This window comes from Microvirga solisilvae (assembly GCF_022808595.1).
Taxonomy (GTDB): Bacteria; Pseudomonadota; Alphaproteobacteria; order Rhizobiales; family Beijerinckiaceae; genus Microvirga; species Microvirga solisilvae.
On record NZ_JAKUCN010000004.1, the window covers coordinates 89,400 to 114,427 of the forward strand.

A 25,028-nucleotide genomic window follows, 5' to 3' on the forward strand; every position below is an offset into this window, starting at 1 on the left:
TCTCGCATGAATTTGAAGTCCAAGGCTCTTCACCGCGACGACCGTCATTCCGCGCCTGACAATCCGAAGATTGCACCTGGCCCATCGGATAATCGGATCAAGGACCCGCAGGAGTGGGTGAGCGGCCATGAGCCGATGACCGGCGCTCAGGCCTCCTACCTCAAGACTCTTTCAGAGCAGACGCACGATCCGGAGGCCTTTGATCCTGATCTCGACAAGGCGGAAGCCTCGAAACGGATCGATGAACTCAAGGCCAACAAGAGCCAATCAGGATAAGTCCACTCATTCATTAGTCGGCTCTGTAAAGCCATAGAATACTCACAATCCGACTCGACCGTTTCGAGTCGGATTGTGAGTATTCTATGGCTGATAAAATATCCGCCTTGTTTCGGCACACATGGCGCGAACGTGTGCAACTCTCCTTATCCCCGAGTTTTATCCCCTGGATGCCGCTTCTTGAGTGATTGCACCCAAAGGGTCTTTTGCAAAAGCTTCAGCGTCCCCACATAAGAAACGGAGCGTCGTGCTCCATTTGGGATGAAACGAAACGATGATGAAATTTGCTTCTCGCCGAAGCCGCGTCATGGTCGCCCTGGCCGCCGCATTGGTTCTGGCCGGCAGTGCCGCCGAGGCACGTGTCGGCGGGGGACGCGGCAGCTTCGGATCGCGCGGTTCGCGCACCTATACGCCGCCGCCGGCAACCCGGACGGCGCCTGATGCGGCTGCGCCGATCCAGCGCTCGCAGATTCCGAACCAGGGTCAGAACCTCAACCGTCCCGGTGCTCCGGCTCCGAACGTCGCGCAGCCGCGCCGCTTCGGCTTCGGCACGGGACTGATGGCCGGCCTCTTCGGCGCAGGCCTGCTCGGCATGCTCATGGGCAACGGCTTCTTCGGCGGTCTTGCGGGCCTTGCCTCGGTCTTTGGCCTGCTGCTGCAGATCGGCCTGATTGTGCTGCTGATCTCGTTCGCCATGAAGTGGTTCCGCCGTCGTCAGGAGCCATCCTATGCGGGTCCGCAGGGCTATGGCCGTACGATGGCTGGCGGCAGCGTTCCGCCGACCGGTGGTGATCGTCCCATGTCGGCCGGTCCGATGGCTGGCGGGCTCGGCGGTGCGCTTGGCGGCGCTCTGGGCGGCATGAACCAGTATCGCCGTCGCCGCACCGACGTGCGCGATGAGATCGGCATCGGCGAGCAGGATTACGCTGCCTTCGAGCGTTCGCTCGTCGAGATGCAGGATGCCTATTCGCGCAGCGACATCGAGAAGATCTGGGATTTGGCCACGCCCGAAATGGCTGGCTACATCCAGGAGGAGCTCAACGATTACGCTTCGCGCGGCGTCGTGAACAAGGTCTCCGGCGTCAGCCTGCTTCAGGGCGATCTGTCGGAAGCCTGGCGTGAAGGCACGGCGGAGTATGCGACCGTCGCCATGCGCTTCTCGGTTGTCGACGTGCTGACCGACAAGGCGACCGGCCGTGTGGTGGAGGGCGATCCTTCCACGCCGCAGGAAGCCCGCGAGGTTTGGACCTTCCGCCGCGATCAGGGCGGTCCTTGGAAGATCTCCGCGATCCAGCAGGCCTAAAACGCCATCAGAACAATATGAAGAAGCGGCCGGTTCTCACCGGCCGCTTTTTTGTTGGCATGATGTGCGTTGCTTACTCTGCGGCCTGACGCCGGTTCGCGTGCGAGCCCTCTCGCACCTCCTCGATGATCTTCTGCACGAAGGCATCGAGATCGCCAGGATTGCGGCTGGTGATGAGGCCCTGATCCGTCACCACCGTTTCATCACGCCACTGGCCACCGGCATTCATCACATCCGTCTTGATGGAATGGTAGGACGTGCATTTCTTGCCCTTGATGATGCCCGCTTCCACGAGCAGCCACGGAGCGTGGCAGATGGCGGCAATTGTCTTGCCGGATGAATAGAAGGCACGGATGATCTCGATGGCCTTCTGCTCCACGCGCAGCTTGTCGGGATTGATCTGACCGCCGGGAAGAACGAGCGCGTCATAAGCCGACGGATCGACGCTCTCGATATCCGTGTCGACCTTTACGCTCTTGCCCCAGTCCTTTTCGTCCCAGCCGCGGATATCGTCGGGCTTCATGCGCGACTTGGGTGCTGCGATCTCGACTTTCGCGCCGGCTTCCGAGAGCTTCTGCTGCGGAACCATGAGTTCCGACTGCTCGAAACCATCGGTCGCCATAATGAGAATTCGGGCCTGTTTGATGTCAGGCATGATGCTCTCCATCGTTGTTTTAGGGGATAGCGATGGAACGGATGAATGGGGCGGCGGTTCCGGCGACATGCGGACGCGGAACCTCATTCGCGCGGACTTGTTGATCCCATCACGGACTCTTCACCGAGATGGAAACAGCGAATGGTCAATCCAGGCATTCCGAACAACGACCCGCTGCCCGGCGGCAATATTCCAAGTGATGTCCCGCCAGGCACCGATCCCGATGATATGCCCGATACGGGGCCGACGGGGCCGCGTACGCCATATCCGGTGAACGATCCAGGCATCACCGATCCGAAAGGCCCAGGCTCCGAGCCCGATTACCTTCCGGGCAATCCGACCGATCCGGGCACACGGCTCTGACCAGGACGTTCAGACTTCAAGAATGGCATAGGGTCTGCCCGTCGGCTTCTCGATGTATTTCGCCACATTATAGACGGGCTGCCCACCGGGCGTGCGGCCCTCATAGCGGCCGCGATGAGCGTGGCCATGCACGATGGCGCTCACCTTGAAACGATCGATGGTTTCGGCAAGACGCGAGGATCCAAGGAAGGGGTAGATCTCCAGCGGTTCGCTTTCGATGGTATCGACCACCGGCGCATAATGGAGAATGACGACGGAGCGTTTGGCCTTGACCTGCCGCATGGCATTCTCGAGCCGCAATGTCTCGTTCATGGTCTCGTTGACGAACTGCTTCATGGCGGGCTCGCCGAAATAGCCGAGCATGCGCCGTCCAAAGCCACCGGCAAATCCCTTGACGCCGACGAAGCCGACACCGTCGATTTCCACGGATTGTCCGTCGAGCACCTTCATGCCCGCATCGCGGAGTATACGCGTGACTTCTTCATGGGCGCCGCACTCGTAATCGTGATTACCGAGCACGCCCACGACAGGAATCGAACAGGCCTTGAGATCCTGCGCCAGAAGTTCTGCTTCCTTCGGCTTGCCGAGATCGGTCAGATCGCCCGTCAGGACGAGAACATCCGCTTCTTTCGATATTTCGCCGAACAACTCGCGGAAAGCCTCCGCATTGTCTTCGCGCACGTGAAGGTCGCCCATCGCCGCGACCTTCATGGTCTTTTCGATCTCACTCATTCCGCCATTCACCTTCGCCGCCCACATCGGCGAAGCCCCATTGCTTCACGTCGATTTCGTAATCGATCCGGGAGAACATCCGTCCGCGGCACACCTTCATCTGCGGCGGCGGAAGGTCGAGCTGCTTGGCCAGGCGGTCGAGCAACTCGTCCATGACCCAGCGCGGAACCTTGTCGCGCTCGGAAGGATAGATCCAGCGGAAGTTCAGCAAGTGCATGAGCAGCACTTCCCAATGCACTTCCATGTAGGCGAGCAGGCGATGCCAATCGATCTGATCGTGCGCCTTCAAGATCGTGTGAGCTACATCCGCGCCGTCATAGCGATGGCGCAGCTGGATGAAGCATTTGGACCAGATGAGTTCGGTAGGGCCGACGATGCGCACGGGCGTACCGAAGACTTCGATCTGTCGCGCATGTTCGAACCAGGGATCGCCAATCGGCATCGTGCCGTTCGAAGAGGCGAAGATCACGTCGAAGAAGTATTTGCCTTTGAAGACCTTGCCGAGCCAGCGGTCATCCTCGATCTCAACGGAATATCCGAGATTCTTGAAATGCGAGAGGACGCGGGTGTAGTCGCCGGCCTTGCAGAAGATGTCGAGATCCTTCGTCGGGCGTGTAATTCCTGTATAGGCCGAGAGGGCATAGGTGCCAGCCAGGAGGAAGGGCAGGCCCAACTGGTTCAACTCCCGCAGGGCCTCCGCATAGAACGCTTCGGATTCAGGATGTTTCAGCGTCGGTTCCGCCTTGGCATCCATGATGGGGACGCTGTGGGGAATGTTCGATGTGAGGTCCGGGTCGTGAGCTGCCATGGCCTTGTCCAAAGCGGGGCCGATAATGACCCGCGTTCGACAACCGTATGGCAGTAATGAAGTTCCGCGAGAGGCCAAGCTTCAGGCAGAAGTCGCCCCTTAGGCAATCTTTAGCTGCTGTTGCGGCTTCGGGTTTGCTTCTTGCGCCTCGATCAAGCCTGTGGCGCGCCAGAAGGTCTGCATCTTCTGGTGATCCGGGGATTCGATGATGGCGCGAAGCCCATGAAGCGTCTCATCATCGGACGAAGAGGCATTGCCTCCAACGTTAAGCCTGAGACCCGCCTGATTCAGGTTTTCCCGGAGAGCCTCAATGACATTTCCTCGGCTATCTTGCATGGAGAGCCAGATCATCTGGGCGGTCTTGTCATGGGGCAACCCGCCTCCTGTCACTCCCGACGCAAAGGCATGCTGTTTCTGCCGGTCCCGGGTTCGTTGCGCGACGACCTTATTGAAGCGATTGGCGCGAAGGATGCGCTCAGCCTGTCCATCGGCAGGAAGGCAAGGGAAGCAGGAATCCTGATCGATGAGGAAGGTCAGGATGTCGACGAGGCCTTTCATCTGGAGATGCGAGAATTCGGGCATGCTCATCAGATCGCCGAGAGAGCGGGGGCCGTTTTCGAGCGCCGCAACCAGGTCTTTGAAGATCGCCTCATTGAGTTGAGCCCCATGCCGCCTGCCGCTGATGTTGGACGACAATTTGTCTCCGTTCACCAGAGTGAAGCGTTGATCGAGCCACTTCTTTTGAGAAGCCTTTCCATTGAGCTTGGTCGGGCCTTTGACGAAGATGTCCCGGCGGAATTTCTGATTGATCATGTGGTCGCGAACGGTCTCGCGGAATGACGGATCTTCGATTCCGTCCAGCAAGTTGCGCTGTTCGCCCGTCAGCTGCAAATCGTCCATTCCCATGGTCGGACGTGAATGGCCCACCCATGTGAGCTTGGCCTCTGAGAGCTCCCGCGCCAGATCCGTGAAATAGAATGGCGTCATGTCGCGGCCGAAATATTCGTGAACGATGTAGTTCAGCGAATTCTTCTTCATGTAATCCAGGTGCTGGTTCAGCGAGGGATGGCGCGTGAAGTAGTCAGCGTCCGCGTCCTTGAGCGCGTCAAGGAAAGCCATGGATGACTTGACCCTGGGCATCAGGGGACGGGAGCTTCCCAGAGAATCCGCGTGCTCGATCATCAAGCGCCTGAGCGGCATCACGGACGCCCAGCCGGGCATCGCATTGTATGAAATGTAAACGACGCCGCCGGGCTTCAGCTTCCTGCGGATGAATTGAACGATCTCCTGACGCACCTCAGGCAGCACCCAGCTGTAGATGCCGTGAAGCGTGATGAAGTCGAAGTCCGGCAGGTCGTGTCTTTGCAGATACTCGCCGAAGCTGTTGTCCGAGAAGTGGACATTCCCGAGACCGGCTTCCTCCGCCAGGCTCTGGGCGTTGGAGATATGACGCGGATTGAAGTCCGTCGCATAGAACTCGATATGTGGGTTCGCCGCCGCGAGAAGGTTGGTCGTGAACCCCTGGCCACAGCCAAGCTCGCAATAGGCCCTCGGCGTAAGATCGCCGCCTGGAACATCCACGTTGTGCAGCAGGGCGACAAAATTGAGAAGGTTGGGCGTGAGGTCACGATAAAAACCGTGAGTGTAATCCACGTCCGTGACGTAGCCTGAATTCCAGCTGTCCATGGTTGATCCGCTCTGCCTGGAGCGCGCAGTTCTTCAGGCGTCGTTACGTAAAGATATGCAACATTATTCGCAGATCGTGCGGATCAGATCAAGATTGCAGAGATGTACAGGAGCACTTGTCGTTAATGGTCGCCGTGCGAGGTCCGCACATCCCGGGGGCTGTTGAGGATTTCCAGGAGGCTGGTGGCGATGTGCCGGGCCTCATCGTCCTTGAGGCGCAGCAGAAAGGGCGGCATCAGGCCGGCCTGCAGGCCCACCACGGCCAAGCCGTGCTCGTCGGTTCCGACATCGATGGTCGAGGAGGTGACCTCCACGAGTTCCTCGGGCACGTCCCCGCTGTCTTCGACAGTCTCGCCAATGGCTATGAGAAGCTGGCTCAGGGCCTTCACAAGCGAGCGGGCGGCATGCGGATCCATGACGACCGCTGTCGATTGCTCTCCCTTTTGGAAGGCAAGCTGAATGTTGTCGCCCTCGAGCGTGACGGAAATACCGGCCATTGCTGTCCTCATCCTTGCCCCGAGCATATGGGGTCCTGCGCCGCGCAGGAAAAGGCAGCCTCCTTGGTACGACAGGTGCGCCCCGCTCCCAAGGGAGGAGGCGCACCTGTCAGTCCAGCCGCAAGTTTTCCAGGGGAAAAGGGCTTCCAGCCCAACCTAAAGGTCAGGTTTCGGTCTTGCGGCCGGTGGTGCTGCCCGTGCCCGTGGCAGGCTGTCCGACGGTCCCGGCTCCCGCCGCGCCCGCGCCTGAGAGCATGCTGCCGCCCATGCCCATATCCGCATATTGCTGGACCCGCAGGTTGTTCTGCACATGGGTGACGCCGGAGACGGACTCCGCGATATCCTCCGCATGCCGCTTCTCGAAACGGCTGTTCACCGTGCCGCTCAAGGTGACCTCGCGGCCCGTGACCGAAACCTCGATTTCGGAGGCATCGAGATGCGGATCCTCGGTGAGGCGATCGTTCACGTCCTCCATGATCCTGTCATCCGAGCGCTGATAGCCCTTGGGGCCGCGTCCGCGATGAAGGCCTGCCTGGCGCATGTCCTGGTCGCGGCGGCGTTCGGCATCCTCGTCGCCGAACCAGGAGCGGACTTCGTCGCCCGCCCGCTCGAAGAAGCCTCTCTCGTCATAGGCATCGCGGGAACCGCGGCCGAAACTGTCCGAACCGTGGGATCGGTCTTGGTCACGGCCATAGGTCCCTACGGCGCGTGGGTGGTACCCCCGGTCGCGATCCCAGGTCCGGTCGGAGCCGAAGGTCGAGGATGGGTCATAATCACGGGTTTCGCCGACGACGTCGTGCCAGTCGCGGGCCGAGCCGCCTGACCCGTAGCCGGCGGAATCGCCGTAATCGCGCCTCGGCGTCCTCTCATGGGTGGTATCCCGGCTGCGGTCGCGGTCGTAGCCGGCTCGCTCATTGCCGAAGCCTCGGCGGGCGATGTAGCCGTCATCGTCACGATAGCGGTCGTTGGCCATGGGAGCGCTCCTCTTCGTTGTACTTGGGGGTGAGCCTGCCATTGGCAGGGCTTTGCTCCATCAACGTGAGGCGCTGAAAGCCGTTCCTCTCAAGGCTTTTTGGCGGATTGCCATGAACGGGAATCCCGGAGCTGCATTGACGGGATGTGCAATGGTCCTGAAGCGAGGTTCATCATGGCTGATCTGTCGGGTTTGAGCGACGAGGCCTTAGCGGTCTTCGCCTTTGCGGCCTATCATCGGCTGTCCAGCGGCCAGACGGTCAGAAGCGTGATCCAGCGCGACGGCATGGGACACAAGGCCAGCGATGCTGCCGTTTCCGAACTGACGGGGAGGGGGTTCGTCGAGGCCGATGGCGAGGAGATCCGCTTCACGGGCGAGGGCGAGCGGGCCCTTCATAGTGTTGTTTCAAGGCTTAGAGGGGATGATATACCCAAGAAGGCTTAAGCGTCCCCGCCTTGCATTTGCCCTATCCTTACCCTAACTTCTCGCCATCGACATTTGGCCGGACGACTGGGCTACACCGCTTTGGCACTGCCGGGCGCACGTTCCTCTCTCTACCAATATCGACTAACGGGCGTATTGGCTTTTGGCCCCCGCCCACGTGCAAGCGACAGTGAAAGGATTTCCCATGGAACAGGGAACCGTGAAGTGGTACAATGAAACCAAGGGTTATGGTTTCATCCAGCCCGACAACGGCGGCAAGGACGTGTTCGTCCATGCAACGGCGCTTGAGCGCGCCGGCATGCGTGGCCTGCGCGAGGGTCAGAAGATCTCCTACGAGCTTCAGACGGACCAGCGCACCGGCCGCACCTCTGCAGTGAACCTGCAGAACGCGTAAGGTTTGATACCTGAGGGCGTGCATGGCGCGCCCTCTTGCCTATCGGCCGTTCCCTTAAGGAGCGGCTTTTTTGTTACGAGGAAGACTTTGCATGGCAAAGGAAGAACTGATCACCTTCGAAGGTCTTGTGACCGAAATTCTGCCGGATGCGCGCTATCGCGTGCAGCTCGACAATGGCCATGAGGTGATTGCCTATACCGCCGGCAAGATGAAGAAGAACCGCATCAAGACGCTCGCGGGCGATCGCGTGACCGTCGAGATGTCGCCCTACGATCTTGAGAAGGGCCGTCTCATCTTCCGTCACAAGGACTCGGGTGCATCCTCCGGCCCCCGCCCGCCGCAGCGCGGAAACCAGCAGTTCCGTCGCCGGTAAGCCGATTGCGCGGCCTGACGCACGCGCAATTTCTGTCCGTTAGGTTCGATGAAGAAAAGCCCGGGAGCGGTTCTCCGCTGCGCCGGGCTTTGGTGTTTGTGAATGGCTCCGATCAGGCGACCGCGTGCATGACCGACAGGGTGACGCGATCGGGGCCGATATCCTCGTCCATATCCTCGAAATGCATCAACTCCGCGAGGCGGTTGCGGGCGCGGTTGACGCGGCTCTTGATGGTGCCGACGGCGCAGCCGCAAATCTCCGCCGCCTGCTCGTAGGAGAAGCCCGATGCGCCCACGAGCAGCAGCGCCTCGCGCTGATCGTGCGGCAAACGCGCGAGCGCCTTCTGCAGATCCTCGAAATCGAGATGAGGCAACTGATCCGGCTGCACGGAGAGGGCGGCCGCATACTTGCCGTCCGCATCCTCGACCTCGCGGCGGCGCTTGCGATACTCGGAATGGAAAAGATTGCGCAGAATGGTGAAGAGCCAGGCCTGCATGTTCGTGCCGGGCTGAAACCGCTCGATGTTGGCAATTGCCCGCATCAAGGTTTCCTGCACGAGATCATCCGCACGGTCCACGTTGTTCGTGAGAGAGATGGCAAAGGCACGCAGGTTCGGTGTCGCCTTGAGCATGGAATCGCGAAGATCGGTATCGATGCTCATGATTGCTGCTTCTCCGGCTTACGCTCGTCCAAACGGTTGATGATTTCGATGAAGCGATCCGGAACCGGTTGCTCGCCGAGTGCCAAAGCCTCGTAGAACTGGCGCAAACGCTGACCGAGCTGGGCCTGTACTGAGCGGCTAAGCGCTGGTGATGAAGATTTTCTGAGGCCCGGAACAGGCTCTGGATCGTAATGGGGCATGAGCTTTGGATTCTTCTTTTGCATCGGGTCGTCCTGATCCGTCTGAAGCGGCGACCTCCCGCAGGGGTCGCGCAAGACGGCGGCACCCAATCGCCGTGTTGCTAACGCCAAGTCATCCTGATCGTTCCGTTACGGCAGAGATTCATCGATGTGGGTTTTGTGACAAATCAGGGAACCAAATCCCAACGGCCAAGTTTCCCTGCAACAGTTCAGTTCCGACTGCAGGAATGCCGAACCCGATCATGGATCCTCCATGTAAGGCCACGCGCTCCTTCAAGCCGGAGCCAAGATTGGAGGCAACATCATGGCTATCAGCACCATCCTTCTCATCATCGTTATTCTGCTGCTCGTCGGCGCGGTGCCGGCATGGCCTCACAGCCGTGGCTGGGGTTACGGTCCGAGCGGCCTGCTCGGCGTCATCCTGCTGATCCTCATCATCCTGCTGCTGATGGGACGATTGTAAGCGAAAGCGATCAGCCAGAGAAAAGGGCGGCTTCGGCCGCCCTTTTCCGTTTGAGGATTAAGGCATACTGCTCAGCTTGTGTGGCCCCACACAGAGTTGGAATAAGCGGCGATGTAGCTCTTTCTCGTCGCGGCTCTCCGGGCACACGTGAAGCGATCGATGCAGTATCACGTGAGACTGCTCCTGCGTCTTTCGCTTCAGCTTTCGAAGGCCAAGCGTCGTTCCCGCCATCCGTTGTTGCAACGGATGGCGGGTTCGGACGCGATGCTTGTGTCAATCAGGAAAAGCCGTTGGCGTAGGGCGCATCGAATTGGATACGAGCGAGCCAGTAGCGGTCACAACGTCCTCTGACCGTGCAAATGATAGAGATGCTGTGCATGATCATGCTGATCTTCCGATAGGATACAACCGAAGAGAGTGTGAGTTTCATTCACCTCAAGATTGACCTTCGGTGCTTTTGCCTGCTGTTCTCTCATGCGTTTCGGGGATTCCGAAAACGGGGGCAAAATGAAAAAGCTACTTCTTCTAACGGTTATGGGTTTTGCTGCGGCAATATCGAGCGCGACGGCGCAATCGAAATTCGGTGCGACCATGCGCTGGTGCGGGACCTCTCCCGAGTTCAAGCTGACCGGCGTGCCGAAGGGCACGGCAAGCTTCGAACTGAAGATGGTGGATCTCGATGTGCCGAGCTATCCTCATGGTGGTGGTAAGGCATCTTACCAGGCAGGCCAGAATGCCATTCCTTGCAATACGATTTCCGCTGGATGGGGCTACAATCCGCCTAGCCCACCGCCCGGACAGGTGCATACCTACCAGTGGACAATCAAAGCCCTCGGTGCAAATGGCGGAGTACTGGGACAGGCCGTCACGCAGCGCAAATTTCCTGAGTGATATGCTAATGGCTTGAGAAGGAGCGGTGTTACCGCCCCTTCCGCCCACCTTTGTATTTCGGCTTCTGCCCCGCAAAGCCTTGCGTCGAACGACCTGTTGGACGCTCGCGGTAATTCAACGGGACCTCGCGATCCGTGCCGGGGCCCATCTCGTCGAGGCCGGGCTTGCGGATGCGGGTGCCTTCGTCCGAGCGGCCTTTGCCGAGCGGGCCGTAAGAGCCGGAATCCTCGTCACCTTCGCTCGCGCCATCAGCGGAAGCGGGAAGTCCCTTCGGCGGCAGGTTGGCATTGCGTCCATACTTGCGCGAGCCGCCATATTTGCCGGCATCGCGCTCCACATCGGCCTGCCGCGCCATCGGATCGTCGCTGATCGCGAGCTCCGTCGCCTGCAGGCGCTTGAGTTCGTCGCGTAGGCGCGCAGCCTCCTCGAATTCCAGGTTCGCTGCGGCTTCGCGCATGCGCTTTTCCATATCCGCGATGACGGCCTTCAGGTTGTGGCCGACGGTCTTGTCGGCGAGGCCCGTATCGACGGACACGTGATCGCGTTCGTAGACGCTCTCCAGAATGTCCGCGATGTTCTTCTTCACGCTCTGCGGCGTGATGCCATGCTCGGCATTGTAGGCGAGCTGCTTCTCGCGGCGGCGGTTCGTCTCTGCGATGGCGCGTTCCATGGAGCCGGTGATCTTGTCGGCATAGAGGATGGCCTTGCCTTCCACGTTACGCGCCGCGCGGCCGATGGTCTGCACGAGCGAGGTCTCGGAGCGCAGGAAGCCTTCCTTGTCCGCATCGAGAATGGCGACAAGCGCGCATTCCGGAATGTCGAGACCCTCACGCAGCAGGTTGATGCCGATGAGCACATCGAAGGCACCGAGACGCAGGTCGCGGATGATCTCGATGCGCTCCAGCGTGTCGATATCCGAGTGCATGTAGCGCACGCGGATGCCGTTCTCGTGCATGTATTCCGTGAGGTCCTCGGCCATGCGCTTGGTGAGCGTGGTGACGAGGGTGCGATACCCTTGAGCGGAGAGTTCCTTCACTTCGTGCACGAGGTCGTCAACCTGCGAACGCGCGGGACGGATCTCTACCACCGGGTCGACGAGGCCTGTCGGGCGAATGACCTGTTCCACGAACACGCCGCCGGTCTGCTCCATCTCCCACTTGGCGGGCGTTGCCGACACATGCACCGATTGCGGACGCATGGCGTCCCATTCCTCGAAACGCAGCGGGCGGTTGTCGAGGCAGGAGGGGAGGCGGAAGCCGTATTCGGCGAGCGTCGCCTTGCGGCGGAAGTCGCCGCGATACATGCCGCCGATCTGCGGCACGGTGACGTGACTCTCGTCCGTGAAGACGAGAGCATTGTCGGGCAGATATTCGAACAGGGTCGGCGGCGGCTCGCCGGGCTTGCGGCCCGTGAGATAGCGCGAATAGTTCTCGATGCCGTTGCACACGCCGGTGGCTTCGATCATCTCGAGATCGAACTGCGTGCGCTGCTCCAAGCGCTGCGCCTCGAGCAGGCGGCCCGCGCGGGCGAGTTCCTGCAGGCGATGCTGCAGCTCGTCCTGAATGCCCTTCACGGCCTGCTGCAGGGTCGGGCGCGGCGTCACATAGTGCGAATTCGCGTAGACCTTCACGAAGGACAGGTCGTTGGTCTTCTTGCCCGTGAGCGGATCGAACTCGACGATGCTCTCGATCTCGTCCCCGAAGAGACCGATGCGCCAGGCACGATCTTCCAAGTGGGCCGGGAAGAGTTCGATCACATCGCCGCGCACGCGGAAGGTGCCGCGCGCGAAATCGCTCTGGATGCGTTTGTACTGCAAAGCCACGAGATCCGCGATGAGCTGGCGCTGCTCGATCTTCTCGCCCACCTTCACGGAGAAGGTCATGGCGGTATAGGTTTCCACCGAGCCGATACCGTAGATGCACGACACGGAGGCGACGATGATCACGTCGTCGCGTTCGAGCAGAGCGCGCGTCGCGGAGTGGCGCATGCGGTCGATCTGCTCGTTGATGGAGCTTTCCTTCTCGATGAAGGTATCCGAGCGCGGCACATAGGCTTCGGGCTGGTAATAGTCGTAATACGAGACGAAATATTCCACCGCGTTGTCGGGGAAGAACGACTTGAACTCGCCGTAGAGCTGCGCGGCCAGCGTCTTGTTCGGCGCGAGGATGAGGGCAGGGCGTTGCGTCTCCTCGATCACCTTGGCCATGGTGAAGGTTTTGCCTGAGCCCGTGACGCCGAGCAGCACCTGGTCGCGCTCCTGTCGGCGCACGCCATCCACCAACTCGCGGATCGCATTCGGCTGATCGCCGGAGGGCGTGAAATCGGATTTGATCTTGAACGGAATGCCGCCTTCCGACTTCTCGGGGCGGGGCGGGCGGTGCGGCACCCAGGGCTTACCGTTCTTGAAGCGCGGATCGCCTTCGGTGAGCAGCCTGGAGAGCGCATCGACCGTGGCCGTAAAGCCGGTGCCCGACGTCAAATCGCCCAGCTCTTCCGCAACATCCGGGCCGTCGTCGGGGCCTTTGAGGCCGAGCTTCTTGGCAAGGGCAGGGTCCACATCCGTGACGTCGCCATGGATGAAGGTTTCCTGCGCGCGCTCGGCAAAACCCTCCGCCGCCTCTCGCTCCCGATTGACGGCGGGATTGAGCAGATCTGCGAGATGAGGAGCTAGGGGCTTCAGCTCGGGCTTGGAGGCTTTCCCGGTGGAAAGCTTGGGCTTTTTCGGTGTCTTGGCCATGGGAACGAATATGGTACAAAGCTGCGAAGATTAAAAGGGTCGGGAAGCTCCTTCCCGGCCGTCATGCACCCGTCATGAGTCTACCGCATGACAATCACCGCCAAGCTCCACCACCTTGCGGGGATATCATGCATCGTTCTCTCGTCGCCGGCTCTTTGGCCGCCATCCTTCTGTCGGGCACTGCTCTTAACGCTTCAGCAGCCGAATATTTCGATCGGATCGCCAGTTTCCCGATTACCGCCAATCTCCCGGCCGATGCCGACAAGAAAGCGGAGACGGTGGCGGAGATCATCTCCGCGAGCGAGGACGGCAATCTGCTCGTCTATACCGACAGCCCGCGCCAGAGCCTGGGCTTCATCGACATCACCGATCCGGCCGCGCCGAAGCCCGGCGGCACGCTTTCTGTCGGCGGAGAACCCACCTCGGTAAAGGTTGTCGGCGGTACGGCTTTCGTCGCCGTCAACACCTCGGAGAGCTACATGCAGCCGAGCGGCAAGCTTGTGCTGGTCGATTTGAAAGCTCGCAAGGTGTCTTCCGAATGCCAGCTTCCCGGCCAGCCCGACTCGGTAGCCGCCAATGCCGGCGTGCTCGCTATCGCCATCGAGAACGAGCGCGACGAGAAGGTGAATGACGGCGCCCTGCCGCAGCTTCCCGCAGGCGCGCTGGTGATCGGAAACTTGAATGGCAACGCCATCGATTGCTCGGCCCTCAAGACAATTGCCATGACAGGTCTCGCCGATGTTGCCGGCGATGATCCGGAGCCGGAATATGTGGACGTGAACGACGAGGGCAAGATCGTGGTCACGCTGCAGGAGAACAACTACATCGTCGTGGTGGATGGCAAGACCGGCAAGGTCGAGTCCCACTTTTCCGCAGGCCAGGTCGACCTGAAGAACATCGATACGAAGAAGGACGGCAGGATCGATCTTACCGGCTCCATGAACGGCGTGGTGCGCGAGCCTGACGGCGTGCACTGGATCGACAACAACCGTTTCGTCACCGCCAATGAGGGCGATTGGAAGGGCGGCTCGCGCGGCTTCACCATCTTCAACAAGGATGGCAACGTTTCCTACGAATCCGGCGCCAGCCTGGAGCATGAGGTCGTATCCCTCGGGCATTACCCTGAAAGCCGTAACAAGAAGGGCATCGAGATCGAGGGCGTCGAGGCTGCACGCTTCGGCCAGGACAACCTGATCTTCGTGGGTTCCGAGCGCGCCTCCGTCGTCGGTGTCTATCGCGATACAGGCGCTGCTCCCGAATTGTTGCAGGTTCTCCCCACGGGCGTTGGTCCGGAAGGCCTGGTCGCCATTCCTTCGCGCAACCTCTTCGTCGCCACGAGCGAGACGCCTCTGCATGTGGAAGGCGGCGTTGCTCCGCATGTGATGATCTACCAGCGCGCCGAGCGTGCCACACCTGCCTATCCCACCATCCGCTCGGCCAAGAACGCTCAAGGCCTTCCGATTGCCTGGGGTGCAATCTCGGGCATCGTGGCCGACAAGTCTCAAGGAGGTAAGCTCTATGCGATCACGGACAGCGCCTATGGCAGCGCTCCGCGCATTCTCACCATCGATGCCACGAAGAAGCCCGCCATCATCACGGTCGAAACTCTCGTGACCCGCAATGGACAGGCGGCAGAAAAGCTTGACCTTGAAGGCGTGGCGCTTTCAAGCGACGGCGGCTTCTGGCTTGCCTCGGAAGGCAACGTGCCAAAGGGCGTAAAAAATCTGCTCGTGAAGGTCGATGCCAAGGGGGCGATCCAGGAAGAGATTTCCCTGCCTGCAAGTCTTGAAGAGGGCGCGAAGAACTACGGCTTCGAAGGTGTGACCGTGACAGGCTCCGGCGCTGATGAAATCGTCTGGCTCGCCGTGCAGCGCGAATGGGCGGACGATGCCAAGAACAGCGTGAAGCTCCTGGCCTACAAGCCTTCCGACAAGAGCTGGGGCGCTGTGCGCTATCCGCTCGACAAGACCGAAGAGGGCTGGGTCGGCCTGTCCGAGATCACGGCTGTCGGCGACCGCGTCATCATCATCGAGCGTGACAACCAGATTGCGGAGAAGGCGAAGCTCAAGAAGCTCTACTCGGTTTCTCTCGCCGACATGAAGCCCGTTGCCCTCGGCAGCGAGCTGCCGCTGGTGAAGAAGACGGAGTTGCGCGATCTGCTGCCGGATCTCAAGGCCGCCAAAGGCTACGTTCTCGACAAGGTCGAGAGCTTCGCCATCGATGCGGCAGGGGATGCCTATATCATCACCGATAATGACGGCGTGAGCGACGCCTCCGGCGAGACGCAGTTCATGAAGCTCGGAAAGCTCTGAGCGTCAGCGATATCGAGAGATGCTCGTGAAGAAGGGCTGCTCTTGCGGGCAGCCCTTCTCCTTTCAGGCCGTATGCTTCTCAGCCTTGCTCTTGCCGCCACGCAAAGCTCTCACCAGCACGGCTCCATAATGAACCAGCGGGATCAGGATGGCGCCGAAAAGAAGGCCAAAAATTCCCGATCCTGCGGCGGAGACGAGCCACTCGATGAAGCCGCCAAGGGCAGGCACCGCATGGCCCGCCGCGACGGCGACATCGTGGATCGTGTGGCCGAGCCATGCGAAGCCATAGACTTCCAGACCATGGACGATGATGCCGCCGCCGACCCAGATCATCGCAGCCGTTCCCACGACGCCGAGGATGCGCAGGAATACAGGCATCGCACGCACAAGGCCGCGCCCGAAGCCGCGCGTGAGCGGTGCGAGAACTCTATCCGCTGATGAAGGAGCTGCCTGAGTGTCGCGCCGCATGAGGCTGGACACAGGTCGCTCGCTGGTGGCCAGCGCCACGCCTGCATCGTCAGCCTTCACGATCAGCGCCACACCGCCATAGACCAAGGCCGTGATGCCGATGCCGACCGCTGCGAGAACGAAGGCTTGCATCGTGGTGGAGGCTTCCGAGACGGTGCCAAGCGTAATGGCCATGATCTCGGCGGAGAGGATGAAATCGGTCTTGATCGCGCCGCTGACCTTTTCGTCCTCGAGGCTCTGAGCACTTTGCGTCGCCTCGCTCAATTGCGCTTCATGCTCGTGCGCCCCGTGAGGGAAAAGCGCTTCGAACACCTTCTCCGAGCCTTCGTAGCAGAGATAGGCGCCGCCGATCATGAGCAGCGGCGTGATCGCCCAGGGCGCGAAGAAGCTCAGGAGCAGGGATGCCGGGAGCAGATAGATCAACTTGTTCTTCAGCGAGCCCCAGGCAATCTTGCCGACGATCGGAAGTTCCCGGGAGGCGGCAAAGCCCACCACATAGCGCGGCGTGACGGCAGCGTCGTCGATCACCACGCCTGCCGCCTTCGCGCCGGCCTTGGCGGCCTGTGCTCCCACATCGTCCAGGGAGGCTGCGGCCACTTTGGCCAAGCCTACGATGTCGTCGAGAAGGGCGATCAGGCCGATGCTCATGGGGGCTCCTGTCGGAAGGCTTTCAGGCTGGAATGGACAATCGGAGACGAGCTAAACAACTCTCTCCGGGTTGGACAACGTGCAAAGCGAAAACTGGGTGCAAAAGGCTGCACTGTCTCGTTACTCTGTTGCCCATATCGTGCTTAGTCCAATCGCACTCGGATGTAAAACATCGCATACAGAAAGACGGCCCCGCGATGGAGGCCGCCTTCAGAAAGCATGGATCAGTTATGAGCGAAGTGGGGAGGGCTCCGCCCTGTCTTCGGATCAACCCGGCAGAAGCACGCTGTCGATCACGTGGATCACGCCGTTCGACTGCATCACGTCGGCAATGGTGACCATCGAGGTGCCACCCTTCTTGTCCTTGATGCTCAGACCGTTTCCGGACGGCGTCACCGTCAACGTCTCACCGGCTACCGTCTTGAGGGTTGCCGTGCCGCCGCCTTCCTTCACCTTTGCCACCAGTTCCTGCGCCGTAAGGCGGCCAGGTACCACGTGATAGGTGAGGACACCCGTGAGCTTGCTCTTGTTCTCAGGCTTCAGCAACGTATCGACGGTGCCGGCGGGAAGCTTCGAGAAAGCCGCATTGGTCGGTGCGAAAACCGTGAACGGACCCTTGCCCTGCAACGTCTCAACAAGTCCCGCGGCCTTCACCGCCGCCACGAGGGTCGTGTGATCCTTCGAGTTCGCGGCATTCTCGACGATGTTCTTCGACGCAGACATCGGCGCGCCGCCAACGGTCTTCGTCGCTTCCTGTGCAACGACCGGGAGCGACAGAATGGCGGCAGGCGCTGCAAGAGCGAAAGCGGCAGTCAGGCATGCGATGCGAAGTTTCATGAGTTCCATCCCTGAATCTATGAGTGTGAGGTTCCGGTTACGTGCCGGAGCCGAAGGCTCATCCTTCAGAGCTGGATACGGTGCGCGACTGCGATTGGATGTGTGATGCGGATAAATATTCTTGAAGAAGGATCGAAAGCTCAGGCGGAAAAGACCGTGGGTCCTTTCAGATATGTCTCGACACGGTCGAGCTCGACTCTCGTGTCCGGCTCCGTCTTTGTGACGGACGGAACGGAGGCGTCCTGCTCCGCCTGTGCCGCGTGAAGGCTTGCCTCATCGGTCAGAGCTTCATGCACAGCCTGTAGGAGCTCTTCCTGTACTGTCTCTTCGGTACTTGCGTCCGGGTTGCGCGGAGTCATGGCATCCTCCCTTTGGCAGACATGGAAGTGTTCGCTCAATCCATGTCGCAAATAGGGCACCGCTACCGTGTCGACAGATTGTGAACGAGAACGTGAAAACGCAGGACCATAATGGGTGCCGCGCAGGTTAGGGCTGCCCGTGCGTCTCGGTCAGGCGCAGCTGCGGCCCATGGCGTTGAGGCCTTCATCCAGCAGGTCGGCGAGATTGGGAATTCCGATGAGCCAATCGGCCGTTGAAACGGAGTTTGCCTCCTCACGCTCTCGGGCGAGGCGTACCGCGTCACCCCATTCCTCCGGCTCCATGTCGCCACGCCCGATATAGACGAGGGCGATCAGGTCCGCGCGTTCGTCGTCATTGAGACCGGCGATCACGTCTCGCAGCTCGTCTTCGGTCGCATCGTCCGATGAGGCAGTAAGGGCATCGATGGCACCGTCGTCGATGGGGTTCGAGCCCGAAGCCGGGTCGGTAGGGCCTTCTTTTACGTCAATGGCCCTGACCCGGAGAATGAGTTCGCAGACCTTGTCCAGCGCGATATCCATCGAAATCCTCTCTTGAGAACGACTTTGGTGGCTCTGGACAGGAAAACCCTCAACTCGGCTTTCGGTTCAGAGGCGGCCAAGCTCTGGGCATTGCGCTGATCGTTCTGGCCCTCGCAAATCTGCGCAGGTGTGGAAATGCACGCTTGCGGTATCATGGCTCTTGTCGTGGACGAATGAACATTATTTCATGGTCGGCGAGGCTAGGCCTCAAGGAGAACGACATGACCTGCAAAGCGCATGGCCTGAAAATGCTGATTGCCTCCATGGCGCTTGCTATGGGCCTCTCGGGTGCCGCATCGGCTCAACCAGCACCCTCCAACCGCCTCGCGGCCTCGCAGCCGGGAACCGATGTCTATATCCTCTCCTTCGGTCTTTGGGGGCCGCAGAGCGTGTTCGAGAGCGAGGCCAAAGGCGCGGCGCGCGTGCTCGAGACGAGCTTGAAGACCAAGAGCCGCACCATCGTCGGCTTCAACACGAGACGCAGTTCAGGCGCGACACCGCAGGCGATCCGCAAAGCTGCGCAATCGGTCAGTCAGGTGATCGACCCTGATGATGTGCTCGTGCTCTTCCTCACATCCCATGGCAGCACGGATGGCGCAGCCCTCGTCACTAAGGATTATCAGACGCGGATCACGCCCGACAATGTTCAGCAGCTGTTGCAGGAGAGCGGCGCGCGCTATCGCGTGGTCATCGTTTCCGCCTGCTATTCCGGTGTCTTCGCGCGAAGGCTTGCGGATGAGCGCACGCTCGTGATCACGGCGGCATCCGCCGACAGGCCGTCCTTCGGTTGCCGTGACGGCGCGACATGGACCTATTTCGGCGATGCGTTCTTCAACAAGGCCCTGCGCAGCGAAGGTCGCCTCGACGTGGCATTCCAGAAAGCGCGAACGCTCGTGACCCGGCGCGAGGAGCGTGAGGGCTTCGATCCGTCCAATCCTCAGATCGCCGGGGGAGCCGAGGTGCTGGCCCGTCTCGGCGAGCGCGGTGCCATGCCCGCGCAGCAGGCCTGCCGGGCGTCTGGGGCCAACACCCGCTCCACCTGCTAAGCGCACAAACGCCTAGGGTGAGCACTGCGCCGCAGTTGCATCCTTCTTGACAGGCAACGTCAAAGGGCTAGGGCAGGGGAAACTCAATCTCCCTTCCTCACTCCTTTGGCTCCGACCTTATGAATCCCCAGATCGCGCCCATCATCATGCTCGTCGCCTCGAACGTCTTCATGACTTTCGCCTGGTACGGTCACCTGAAGTTCAAGACGTCGCCTCTTTGGATCGCGGTGATCGCGTCATGGGGCATCGCATTTTTCGAGTACTGGCTCGCCGTGCCGGCCAACCGCATCGGCTCTGAGGTCTACTCAGCAGCCGAGCTGAAGACGATGCAGGAAGTCATCACTCTCATCGTCTTTGCGGGCTTCTCGGTGCTCTACCTGAAGGAGCCGCTTGGCTGGAGCCACCTCGTCGGTTTTGCTCTCATCGCGGCAGGCGCAGCCTTCATCTTCCACGCCAAGTAAGGTGTTCCTTACTCGGCAGGCTTCATGCGCAGGATGCGGCCCTGCGGTGAATCCGTGAGAAGATAGACGAGGCCATCGGGTCCCTGGCGCACATCGCGGATGCGCTCGCCCAGGTTCTGCAGCATGCGCTCCTCGCCGGTCACCTTGTTGCCGTCCGTCTCGAGGCGTGAGACGAGCTTGCCAGCAAGCGCGCCGACCAGGATGCTGCCGCGCCAGGCCGGGAACTTGTCGCCCGTGTAGAACGCCATGCCCGAAGGCGCGATGGACGGGTCCCAGTAATAAACCGGCTGTTCCAATCCGGCCTTGCGTGCGCCTTCGCCGATCTTCTGGCCGGAATAATGCACACCGTAGGAAATCACCGGCCAACCGTAATTCTTGCCCTTCTGGGGGATGTTCACCTCGTCACCGCCGCGCGCGCCATGCTCCACGGTCCAGAGTTCGCCGGTGGCGGGATTGAGCGCGGCCGACTGAACGTTGCGATGCCCCGAAGACCAGATTTCCGGGCGCGTATCCTCGCGGTTGAGGAAAGGATTGCCTTCTGCCGCGCCACCGGTCGGATTGATGCGGACGATCTTGCCGAGATGGTTGCTGAGACTCTGTGCCTGATCGCGCAGATCGTTACGCTCGCCGAGTGTCACGAAGAGATTTCCGTCGCGGGCGAAAACCAGACGCGAGCCGAAATGATGCGTGCCTGCATAGGAAGGCTCTTGCCGGAAGATGACCTGAGTGTCTTCAAGCGTCGTGCCATCCTGGCTGAGGCGCGCACGCGCCACGCTCGTGCCATTGCGGCCCTCGCCGCGATCTTCGGCGAAGCTCAAGTAAACGAGACGGGTCTGCGCGAAGTTCGGATCGAGCGCCACGTCGAGAAGACCGCCCTGTCCCCGGGCCGAAATGCGCGGGAGGCCTTTGATCGGCTCAGAAAGCTTGCCGTCCGCCTCCACGATGCGCAGTCGCCCCGGACGCTCGGTTACGAGCATGCGAGTGTCGGGCAGGAAGGTGAGGCCCCACGGATTTTGGAGATTGCGGGCAATCGTTTCGACGATCACTTCGACCTTGTCGGTGCGCAGGCGCTGCGTGTCCTGGGCCAGAGCTGCGGGAGCTGCGGCAAGGCTCAGCATGCAGGCGAGGGCAAGGCGAAGGTTCGTCATGAAGGCTCTCCGTTGACTTGAGGTCGAAGAGCTAACCTCTCGGCTGGGGGCGTCAACCTCGCGGCCGTTCACTCACGCGTTATCGGGACGAATAGAGGTGGAAACCGCTCGTGTGCTGGGCCGATAACGTTTTCGTGGTGGCGAGGACGGACAGGGTGGCAAGCCCCATAAGCATGATCAGGGCGAGCGACCAGCGGCTTTGCTGGCGAAGGTCCACGCGGTGAACGCGGGAGGCGACACGATTTCTGGGACGATAGGTTTTCATTGGCTCTCTCCCCAGCAGGGCCAAGGTGGTATTGCAGAAAAAACCGTTGGATTTCAGAAAAGTTCCCGTCGCTACTGAAGTCTTGCTTTCAAACACCTTCCTAAGTGCTCGCGTTAACACATTATTAACCAATATTAACGCTGCGACTGCCAAGCCAATTACGCGCTCGGCCTAAGAAAAATGGCCGGGAAATATCCCGGCCATCAGCGGAGAACCGTAATGCCGATAGCTTATTCGGCGCTGATATTGGCTGCCTTGATGATCTCGGCCCAAGTCTGGATTTCCTTGGCGAGATAAGGCTTGAAAATCTCTGGATCGCGCACGTTCAAAGTAAAGCCGAGCTTCGTGATGCGATCCTTGACATCCGGCTTGTTGAGGATCGCGATGATCGTGCCGGAGAGCTTGTCGAGGACGGGCTTGGGCGTGTTGGCGGGCGCGAAGAAGGCAGCCCAGGATTCCGCATCCGCGTTCGTGATGCCCTGCTCGCGCAGGGTCGGAACATCCGGTGCCAGCGGGTTGCGCTGCGGGCTCGCCAAGCCGATGGCGCGCATCTGGCCTGCCTGGAACTGCGACAGCACGCTCGGCAGGGTCGAATTCGACACGTCGATGCGCCCGGCCATCAGCTCCGTCACCAGGGGAGCGGCACCGCGGAAGGGCACATGGGTCATCTTGAGGCCTGCGCGCGCCATGAAGAGCTCCGTTGCCAGATGAGAGCCGGAGCCGATGCCGGTGGAGCCGTAATTGAGCTTGCCGGGGTCTTTCTTAGCGAGCTCGACCAGCTCCGGAATGGACTTCACGGGCAGATCGTTCTTCACCACGAAAACGTGCTCGAAGGCTCCTGCGCCCGCAAGCGGCGCGAAGTCCTTCACCGCGTCGTAGCCCGGTTCTTTCAGCAGGAACATGTTGTTCCCGTGGGTCTGGTTGTTGCCGAAGACGATGGTGTAGCCATCGGGAGCTGCCTTCGCCACGGCGCGGGTGCCGATGGCGCCAGAAGCGCCAGCCACGTTCTCCACGATCACGTTCTGGCCGAATTCCTTGCCCATCTCCTCCGCCACGATGCGGGCGATGACGTCCGTCGGGCCGCCGGCCGGATAGGGCACCACCATCTTGATCACATGGCTGGGATAGGGCTGGGCGAGGGCGGCCTGGGACAGAAGGGCGGCGCCGGCAAAAAAGCCGAGGGCCATGCGGCGGGTCAGGAAAATGGTCATGAAAAGGCGTCTCCTCAAAAACCCTGTCGAGCAGGGCTGTTTTGCTTGCTTGGACAGCTTGAGCGGATTAGGGTCCGCCCCCGTCACAATCCCTACCTAACGCCCCGACCGGAGGTTTCCCATGGGCTTTTTGTCTGATGCCCTTTCTCGCGTTAAGCCGTCTGCAACGATCGTCATCACGCAGAAAGCGCGCGATCTGAAAGCTCAAGGGCGGGATGTGATCAGCCTTTCCGTCGGCGAGCCGGATTTCGACACGCCCGACAACATCAAGGAAGCGGCCATCGCGGCCATCCGCCGCGGCGAGACCAAGTACACGCCGGTCTCCGGCATCGTGCCGCTCCGCGAAGCGATTTCCCGCAAATTCAAGCGCGAGAACGGCCTCGACTACAAGCCCTCGCAGACCATCGTCTCCACCGGCGGCAAGCATGTGATCTACAACGCGCTGCTCGCCACCCTGAACCCGGGCGACGAGGTCATCATCCCGGCGCCTTACTGGGTGTCGTATCCTGAGATGGTCGTGATCTGCGGCGGCAAGCCCGTGTTCGTGGACTGCACGATGGAGCACAACTTCAAGCTCCAGCCGGGCGATCTCGAGCGCGCGATCACGCCGAAGACGAAGTGGATCATCCTCAACTCGCCGTCGAACCCGACGGGCGCTGCCTATTCGCGCTCCGAGATGAAGGCGATCACTGACGTGCTGATGCGCCATCCGCATGTGTGGGTGCTCACCGATGATATGTATGAGCATCTCACCTATGGCGATTTCGAATTCGTGACGCCCGCGCAGGTCGAGCCGAACCTCTACGAGCGCACGCTCACCATGAACGGCGTATCGAAATCCTATGCCATGACGGGTTGGCGCATCGGCTATGCCGGTGGCCCCGAGCATCTCATCAAGGCGATGGATTTCGTGCAGGGCCAGCAGACCTCCGGCACGAGCGCAATCTCGCAATGGGCCGCTGTTGAGGCCCTCGACGGACCGCAGGATCACCTGCCGCGGTTCAAGAAGGCTTTCGAGGAGCGCCGCGATCTCGTGGTCTCCATGCTCAACCAGTCGAAGTACCTGAAGTGCCCGATGCCGGAAGGCGCGTTCTACGTCTATCCGTCCTGTGCCGAAGCCATCGGCAAGACTGCGCCGTCCGGCAAGGTCATCAAGACGGACGAAGACTTCGTCGCCGAGCTTCTGGAAGTCGAAGGCGTCGCCGCCGTGCACGGTTCGTCCTTCGGTCTGGGGCCGAACTTCCGCATCTCCTACGCCACGTCGAACGCGTTGCTGGAAGATGCCTGCAATCGCATCCAGCGCTTCTGCGGAAGCTTGCGCTAATGCATCGGACCCAAAAGTGGATTCCACTTTTGGGATCTATTCGATGCTTATTTCTTGAGGGGCGCATCGTTCATGCGGAAAACCGGAACCACTTTTCCGCACGATGCGCTTGATCTGCCTCGGACATTCCATCCGGATCCCGAGGCAGAGCCCTATCGGGTCAATCAGCAATCCGTGTTTCGGGTGAAGTCGGACTTTCGTGTCGACTTCACCAATGGCGGCCATGTCGAGGCAAAGGATTTCATCCTCGATATCGAAGGCGACAGTGTCAGCCCTGAGCGCTTGGCGGAGATGATCGTCTCATCCATGAACCTGTTGCGAGCAGGGCCGGTGACGATCTTTTCGATGAAGATCGTGCGTCGTGGCGAACATCAGGATTCAATCCCTGCTACCCTGAAATAGTCTATCATCCGTGGAACGGCATCAAGCCGTCGCTGTTGACGCCTGAGTTATACCTGAGCTTAGGAGATCAACATGCTTCGCGCAGCGCTTCCTATCGCAGCCCTCGCCATCTCGACAATTCTGGGTGCCCCCAGTGCTCAGGCGCAGAGCCGGACCCAGGTCGGCATCCTGACCTGTAATGTCTCGAGCAGTCTCGGCCTGATCGTGACGTCTCAGAAGGGTACGGCCTGTACCTTCGATAATCAGAAGGGCTACAGCGAGCATTATCTCGGCGTGATCCGCAAGTATGGGCTTGATATTGGTGCAACGAGTGCAGGCATCCTCACCTGGGCCGTTTTCGCGACAGGGCCTACTGTTCCTGGCGTGCTCGCTGGCAATTATGTCGGCCCCAGTGCCGAAGCGACGGTCGGAGCGGGCCTCGGCGCCAATGTTCTCGTGGGCGGATCGCAGCAATCCATTGCTCTTCAGCCTCTTTCCGTGAGCGGCCAGACGGGCCTCAATCTCGCTCTGGGCGTCGGCAGCTTCGAATTGAGCGCTGCTCCGTAAATCAT

Annotated in this window: 30 protein-coding genes; 14 read left to right on the forward strand and 16 right to left on the reverse strand. The window is 60.5% G+C overall.

Going from position 1 to position 25,028, the window contains the following annotated elements:
• The first annotated feature begins 6 nt into the window (after positions 1–6).
• Together MJ639_RS10150 and MJ639_RS10155 are read left to right on the forward strand one after the other, a co-directional pair.
• Positions 7–276: a DUF3072 domain-containing protein gene (locus MJ639_RS10150; RefSeq protein ID WP_243371235.1), complete on the forward strand. Its 270-nt coding sequence runs from the start codon at positions 7–9 to the stop codon at positions 274–276.
• Between the two features lie 274 nt (positions 277–550).
• Positions 551–1,579, forward strand: a complete 1,029-nt coding sequence (locus MJ639_RS10155) for a Tim44 domain-containing protein (protein WP_243371237.1) — start codon at positions 551–553, stop codon at positions 1,577–1,579.
• Positions 1,580–1,652: 73 nt separating this feature from the next.
• On the opposite strand, the gene MJ639_RS10160 is transcribed toward MJ639_RS10155, so the two are convergent.
• Entirely contained in the window at positions 1,653–2,234 is a 582-nt protein-coding gene (locus tag MJ639_RS10160) for a type 1 glutamine amidotransferase domain-containing protein (RefSeq protein WP_243371239.1), read from the reverse strand.
• Between the two features lie 141 nt (positions 2,235–2,375).
• On the opposite strand from MJ639_RS10160, the gene MJ639_RS10165 reads away from it, so the two are divergent.
• Positions 2,376–2,597 (forward strand): hypothetical protein, encoded by a 222-nt coding sequence (locus MJ639_RS10165; protein ID WP_243371241.1) that lies wholly within the window; start codon positions 2,376–2,378, stop codon positions 2,595–2,597.
• 9 nt (positions 2,598–2,606) lie between these two features.
• On the opposite strand, the gene MJ639_RS10170 is transcribed toward MJ639_RS10165, so the two are convergent.
• The 5 genes from MJ639_RS10170 to MJ639_RS10190 all read right to left on the reverse strand — a co-directional run bounded on the left by MJ639_RS10170 (position 2,607) and on the right by MJ639_RS10190 (position 7,293).
• Positions 2,607–3,329: a metallophosphoesterase family protein gene (locus MJ639_RS10170; protein ID WP_243371245.1), complete on the reverse strand. Its 723-nt coding sequence runs from the start codon at positions 3,327–3,329 to the stop codon at positions 2,607–2,609.
• Positions 3,322–4,137, reverse strand: a complete 816-nt coding sequence (locus MJ639_RS10175; protein ID WP_243371247.1) for a nucleotidyltransferase family protein — start codon at positions 4,135–4,137, stop codon at positions 3,322–3,324. Before MJ639_RS10175 ends, MJ639_RS10170 begins: the two co-directional genes overlap by 8 nt.
• Before the next feature lie 99 nt (positions 4,138–4,236).
• Positions 4,237–5,823: a class I SAM-dependent methyltransferase gene (locus MJ639_RS10180; RefSeq protein WP_243371249.1), complete on the reverse strand. Its 1,587-nt coding sequence runs from the start codon at positions 5,821–5,823 to the stop codon at positions 4,237–4,239.
• A gap of 122 nt (positions 5,824–5,945) precedes the next feature.
• Entirely contained in the window at positions 5,946–6,320 is a 375-nt protein-coding gene (locus MJ639_RS10185) for a hypothetical protein (RefSeq protein WP_243371251.1), read from the reverse strand.
• Positions 6,321–6,483: 163 nt separating this feature from the next.
• Positions 6,484–7,293 carry a BON domain-containing protein gene (locus MJ639_RS10190; protein ID WP_243371253.1) on the reverse strand — a complete coding sequence of 270 codons (810 nt, stop codon included), beginning with the start codon at positions 7,291–7,293 and terminating at the stop codon, positions 6,484–6,486.
• A 174-nt stretch (positions 7,294–7,467) separates the two neighbouring features.
• On the opposite strand from MJ639_RS10190, the gene MJ639_RS10195 reads away from it, so the two are divergent.
• The 3 genes from MJ639_RS10195 to infA all read left to right on the forward strand — a co-directional run bounded on the left by MJ639_RS10195 (position 7,468) and on the right by infA (position 8,504).
• Positions 7,468–7,737: a hypothetical protein gene (locus MJ639_RS10195; protein ID WP_243371256.1), complete on the forward strand. Its 270-nt coding sequence runs from the start codon at positions 7,468–7,470 to the stop codon at positions 7,735–7,737.
• A 184-nt stretch (positions 7,738–7,921) separates the two neighbouring features.
• Positions 7,922–8,131: a cold-shock protein gene (locus MJ639_RS10200; protein ID WP_047188264.1), complete on the forward strand. Its 210-nt coding sequence runs from the start codon at positions 7,922–7,924 to the stop codon at positions 8,129–8,131.
• A 91-nt stretch (positions 8,132–8,222) separates the two neighbouring features.
• Positions 8,223–8,504, forward strand: a complete 282-nt coding sequence (gene infA, locus MJ639_RS10205) for a translation initiation factor IF-1 (RefSeq protein ID WP_009494617.1) — start codon at positions 8,223–8,225, stop codon at positions 8,502–8,504.
• 112 nt (positions 8,505–8,616) lie between these two features.
• Here infA and MJ639_RS10210 read toward each other — a convergent pair whose 3' ends face one another.
• On the reverse strand, positions 8,617–9,165 hold the full coding sequence (locus tag MJ639_RS10210; protein ID WP_243371258.1) for a sigma-70 family RNA polymerase sigma factor: 549 nt from the start codon (positions 9,163–9,165) through the stop codon (positions 8,617–8,619).
• A complete protein-coding gene (locus MJ639_RS10215; protein WP_243371260.1) occupies positions 9,162–9,389 on the reverse strand; it encodes a NepR family anti-sigma factor in 228 nt (75 codons plus the stop codon). The genes MJ639_RS10210 and MJ639_RS10215 overlap by 4 nt, the downstream gene beginning before the upstream one ends.
• Positions 9,390–9,669: 280 nt before the next feature.
• Here MJ639_RS10215 and MJ639_RS10220 point away from each other — a divergent pair, with 280 nt between their 5' ends.
• Complete coding sequence (locus MJ639_RS10220; RefSeq protein ID WP_243371262.1) at positions 9,670–9,828, forward strand: DUF3309 family protein; 159 nt, start codon at positions 9,670–9,672, stop codon at positions 9,826–9,828.
• Between the two features lie 507 nt (positions 9,829–10,335).
• Positions 10,336–10,719 carry a YbhB/YbcL family Raf kinase inhibitor-like protein gene (locus tag MJ639_RS10225; RefSeq protein ID WP_243371264.1) on the forward strand — a complete coding sequence of 128 codons (384 nt, stop codon included), beginning with the start codon at positions 10,336–10,338 and terminating at the stop codon, positions 10,717–10,719.
• A 28-nt stretch (positions 10,720–10,747) separates the two neighbouring features.
• Here the strand turns inward: MJ639_RS10225 and uvrB are convergent, their stop codons facing one another.
• A complete protein-coding gene (gene uvrB / locus MJ639_RS10230) occupies positions 10,748–13,456 on the reverse strand; it encodes an excinuclease ABC subunit UvrB (protein WP_243371266.1) in 2,709 nt (902 codons plus the stop codon).
• A gap of 128 nt (positions 13,457–13,584) precedes the next feature.
• On the opposite strand from uvrB, the gene MJ639_RS10235 reads away from it, so the two are divergent.
• A complete protein-coding gene (locus tag MJ639_RS10235; protein WP_243371268.1) occupies positions 13,585–15,768 on the forward strand; it encodes an esterase-like activity of phytase family protein in 2,184 nt (727 codons plus the stop codon).
• 63 nt (positions 15,769–15,831) lie between these two features.
• On the opposite strand, the gene MJ639_RS10240 is transcribed toward MJ639_RS10235, so the two are convergent.
• The 4 genes from MJ639_RS10240 to MJ639_RS10255 all read right to left on the reverse strand — a co-directional run bounded on the left by MJ639_RS10240 (position 15,832) and on the right by MJ639_RS10255 (position 18,620).
• The gene (locus MJ639_RS10240; RefSeq protein ID WP_243371277.1) at positions 15,832–16,884 is read right to left on the reverse strand and encodes a DUF808 domain-containing protein; all 1,053 of its coding nucleotides are present in this window, start codon (positions 16,882–16,884) and stop codon (positions 15,832–15,834) included.
• 267 nt (positions 16,885–17,151) lie between these two features.
• On the reverse strand, positions 17,152–17,721 hold the full coding sequence (locus tag MJ639_RS10245) for a fasciclin domain-containing protein (RefSeq protein WP_243371279.1): 570 nt from the start codon (positions 17,719–17,721) through the stop codon (positions 17,152–17,154).
• 140 nt (positions 17,722–17,861) lie between these two features.
• Positions 17,862–18,080, reverse strand: coding sequence for a hypothetical protein (locus MJ639_RS10250; protein WP_243371281.1), 219 nt, complete (start codon positions 18,078–18,080; stop codon positions 17,862–17,864).
• Positions 18,081–18,230: 150 nt separating this feature from the next.
• Positions 18,231–18,620, reverse strand: coding sequence for a DUF3775 domain-containing protein (locus MJ639_RS10255; protein WP_243371283.1), 390 nt, complete (start codon positions 18,618–18,620; stop codon positions 18,231–18,233).
• A gap of 221 nt (positions 18,621–18,841) precedes the next feature.
• On the opposite strand from MJ639_RS10255, the gene MJ639_RS10260 reads away from it, so the two are divergent.
• Together MJ639_RS10260 and MJ639_RS10265 are read left to right on the forward strand one after the other, a co-directional pair.
• Positions 18,842–19,666, forward strand: coding sequence for a C13 family peptidase (locus tag MJ639_RS10260; protein WP_243371285.1), 825 nt, complete (start codon positions 18,842–18,844; stop codon positions 19,664–19,666).
• Between the two features lie 119 nt (positions 19,667–19,785).
• Positions 19,786–20,127, forward strand: a complete 342-nt coding sequence (locus MJ639_RS10265; protein WP_243371287.1) for a DMT family protein — start codon at positions 19,786–19,788, stop codon at positions 20,125–20,127.
• A gap of 8 nt (positions 20,128–20,135) precedes the next feature.
• Here the strand turns inward: MJ639_RS10265 and MJ639_RS10270 are convergent, their stop codons facing one another.
• The 3 genes from MJ639_RS10270 to MJ639_RS10280 form a co-directional block, all read right to left on the reverse strand.
• Positions 20,136–21,275, reverse strand: coding sequence for a PQQ-dependent sugar dehydrogenase (locus tag MJ639_RS10270; protein WP_243371289.1), 1,140 nt, complete (start codon positions 21,273–21,275; stop codon positions 20,136–20,138).
• Between the two features lie 79 nt (positions 21,276–21,354).
• The gene (locus MJ639_RS10275) at positions 21,355–21,540 is read right to left on the reverse strand and encodes a hypothetical protein (protein WP_243371292.1); all 186 of its coding nucleotides are present in this window, start codon (positions 21,538–21,540) and stop codon (positions 21,355–21,357) included.
• Between the two features lie 230 nt (positions 21,541–21,770).
• Positions 21,771–22,751: a Bug family tripartite tricarboxylate transporter substrate binding protein gene (locus tag MJ639_RS10280; protein WP_243371294.1), complete on the reverse strand. Its 981-nt coding sequence runs from the start codon at positions 22,749–22,751 to the stop codon at positions 21,771–21,773.
• A 121-nt stretch (positions 22,752–22,872) separates the two neighbouring features.
• Between MJ639_RS10280 and MJ639_RS10285 the strand changes: the two genes are divergently transcribed.
• From MJ639_RS10285 to MJ639_RS10295, 3 genes are all read left to right on the forward strand, one after another.
• Complete coding sequence (locus MJ639_RS10285) at positions 22,873–24,075, forward strand: pyridoxal phosphate-dependent aminotransferase (protein WP_243371296.1); 1,203 nt, start codon at positions 22,873–22,875, stop codon at positions 24,073–24,075.
• Between the two features lie 72 nt (positions 24,076–24,147).
• Entirely contained in the window at positions 24,148–24,477 is a 330-nt protein-coding gene (locus MJ639_RS10290; RefSeq protein ID WP_243371297.1) for a hypothetical protein, read from the forward strand.
• A 72-nt stretch (positions 24,478–24,549) separates the two neighbouring features.
• The gene (locus MJ639_RS10295; RefSeq protein WP_243371299.1) at positions 24,550–25,023 is read left to right on the forward strand and encodes a DUF992 domain-containing protein; all 474 of its coding nucleotides are present in this window, start codon (positions 24,550–24,552) and stop codon (positions 25,021–25,023) included.
• Positions 25,024–25,028: the final 5 nt, after the last annotated feature.

What these genes read in the sequence shown, in the direction of transcription:
- MJ639_RS10170 (WP_243371245.1), bottom strand. Translation starts at nt 3,329, where the DNA reads ATGAGTGAGATCGAAAAGACCATGAAGGTCGCGGCGATGGGCGACCTT.
- MJ639_RS10240 (WP_243371277.1), bottom strand. Translation starts at nt 16,884, where the DNA reads ATGAGCATCGGCCTGATCGCCCTTCTCGACGACATCGTAGGCTTGGCC.
- MJ639_RS10215 (WP_243371260.1), bottom strand. Translation starts at nt 9,389, where the DNA reads ATGCAAAAGAAGAATCCAAAGCTCATGCCCCATTACGATCCAGAGCCT.
- MJ639_RS10250 (WP_243371281.1), bottom strand. Translation starts at nt 18,080, where the DNA reads ATGACTCCGCGCAACCCGGACGCAAGTACCGAAGAGACAGTACAGGAA.
- MJ639_RS10270 (WP_243371289.1), bottom strand. Translation starts at nt 21,275, where the DNA reads ATGACGAACCTTCGCCTTGCCCTCGCCTGCATGCTGAGCCTTGCCGCA.
- MJ639_RS10195 (WP_243371256.1), top strand. Translation starts at nt 7,468, where the DNA reads ATGGCTGATCTGTCGGGTTTGAGCGACGAGGCCTTAGCGGTCTTCGCC.
- MJ639_RS10285 (WP_243371296.1), top strand. Translation starts at nt 22,873, where the DNA reads ATGGGCTTTTTGTCTGATGCCCTTTCTCGCGTTAAGCCGTCTGCAACG.
- MJ639_RS10280 (WP_243371294.1), bottom strand. Translation starts at nt 22,751, where the DNA reads ATGACCATTTTCCTGACCCGCCGCATGGCCCTCGGCTTTTTTGCCGGC.
- MJ639_RS10200 (WP_047188264.1), top strand. Translation starts at nt 7,922, where the DNA reads ATGGAACAGGGAACCGTGAAGTGGTACAATGAAACCAAGGGTTATGGT.
- MJ639_RS10180 (WP_243371249.1), bottom strand. Translation starts at nt 5,823, where the DNA reads ATGGACAGCTGGAATTCAGGCTACGTCACGGACGTGGATTACACTCAC.
- MJ639_RS10210 (WP_243371258.1), bottom strand. Translation starts at nt 9,165, where the DNA reads ATGAGCATCGATACCGATCTTCGCGATTCCATGCTCAAGGCGACACCG.
- MJ639_RS10225 (WP_243371264.1), top strand. Translation starts at nt 10,336, where the DNA reads ATGAAAAAGCTACTTCTTCTAACGGTTATGGGTTTTGCTGCGGCAATA.
- MJ639_RS10185 (WP_243371251.1), bottom strand. Translation starts at nt 6,320, where the DNA reads ATGGCCGGTATTTCCGTCACGCTCGAGGGCGACAACATTCAGCTTGCC.
- MJ639_RS10245 (WP_243371279.1), bottom strand. Translation starts at nt 17,721, where the DNA reads ATGAAACTTCGCATCGCATGCCTGACTGCCGCTTTCGCTCTTGCAGCG.
- infA (WP_009494617.1), top strand. Translation starts at nt 8,223, where the DNA reads ATGGCAAAGGAAGAACTGATCACCTTCGAAGGTCTTGTGACCGAAATT.
- MJ639_RS10290 (WP_243371297.1), top strand. Translation starts at nt 24,148, where the DNA reads ATGCGGAAAACCGGAACCACTTTTCCGCACGATGCGCTTGATCTGCCT.
- MJ639_RS10165 (WP_243371241.1), top strand. Translation starts at nt 2,376, where the DNA reads ATGGTCAATCCAGGCATTCCGAACAACGACCCGCTGCCCGGCGGCAAT.
- MJ639_RS10255 (WP_243371283.1), bottom strand. Translation starts at nt 18,620, where the DNA reads ATGGATATCGCGCTGGACAAGGTCTGCGAACTCATTCTCCGGGTCAGG.
- MJ639_RS10150 (WP_243371235.1), top strand. Translation starts at nt 7, where the DNA reads ATGAATTTGAAGTCCAAGGCTCTTCACCGCGACGACCGTCATTCCGCG.
- MJ639_RS10155 (WP_243371237.1), top strand. Translation starts at nt 551, where the DNA reads ATGATGAAATTTGCTTCTCGCCGAAGCCGCGTCATGGTCGCCCTGGCC.
- MJ639_RS10265 (WP_243371287.1), top strand. Translation starts at nt 19,786, where the DNA reads ATGAATCCCCAGATCGCGCCCATCATCATGCTCGTCGCCTCGAACGTC.
- MJ639_RS10235 (WP_243371268.1), top strand. Translation starts at nt 13,585, where the DNA reads ATGCATCGTTCTCTCGTCGCCGGCTCTTTGGCCGCCATCCTTCTGTCG.
- MJ639_RS10275 (WP_243371292.1), bottom strand. Translation starts at nt 21,540, where the DNA reads ATGAAAACCTATCGTCCCAGAAATCGTGTCGCCTCCCGCGTTCACCGC.
- uvrB (WP_243371266.1), bottom strand. Translation starts at nt 13,456, where the DNA reads ATGGCCAAGACACCGAAAAAGCCCAAGCTTTCCACCGGGAAAGCCTCC.
- MJ639_RS10190 (WP_243371253.1), bottom strand. Translation starts at nt 7,293, where the DNA reads ATGGCCAACGACCGCTATCGTGACGATGACGGCTACATCGCCCGCCGA.
- MJ639_RS10175 (WP_243371247.1), bottom strand. Translation starts at nt 4,137, where the DNA reads ATGGCAGCTCACGACCCGGACCTCACATCGAACATTCCCCACAGCGTC.
- MJ639_RS10220 (WP_243371262.1), top strand. Translation starts at nt 9,670, where the DNA reads ATGGCTATCAGCACCATCCTTCTCATCATCGTTATTCTGCTGCTCGTC.
- MJ639_RS10295 (WP_243371299.1), top strand. Translation starts at nt 24,550, where the DNA reads ATGCTTCGCGCAGCGCTTCCTATCGCAGCCCTCGCCATCTCGACAATT.
- MJ639_RS10160 (WP_243371239.1), bottom strand. Translation starts at nt 2,234, where the DNA reads ATGCCTGACATCAAACAGGCCCGAATTCTCATTATGGCGACCGATGGT.
- MJ639_RS10260 (WP_243371285.1), top strand. Translation starts at nt 18,842, where the DNA reads ATGACCTGCAAAGCGCATGGCCTGAAAATGCTGATTGCCTCCATGGCG.